The sequence below is a fragment of the Bradyrhizobium sp. DN3 genome (genome assembly GCF_041357655.1).
Taxonomy (GTDB): Bacteria; Pseudomonadota; Alphaproteobacteria; order Rhizobiales; family Xanthobacteraceae; genus Bradyrhizobium.
Genome location: NZ_JAULLN010000118.1, coordinates 1 through 214, shown reverse-complemented (window position 1 = coordinate 214; position 214 = coordinate 1). Strand labels below are relative to the sequence as shown.

Genomic DNA, 214 nt, shown 5'->3' with positions numbered 1-214 from the left:
CGTGGTCAACGGCAAGGCTGATGCCTTTGTGTATGACGCACCGTACAACGTGGTTGCCGAGAAGAAAGTCGGCAATGGCAAGCTGGTGTTCCTCGAAGAACCGTTCACCTTTGAGCCATTGGCGTTCGGCCTGAAAAAAGGCGATTACGACAGCATCAACTTCATCAACAACTTCCTGCACCAGATCCGTAACGACGGCACCTACGATCGCATC

General features: G+C 52.8%; 1 pseudogene. It reads left to right on the top strand.

Going from position 1 to position 214, the window contains the following annotated elements:
- A pseudogene (locus AAE027_RS39610) lies at positions 1 to 214 on the top strand (hypothetical protein); the annotation flags it as partial.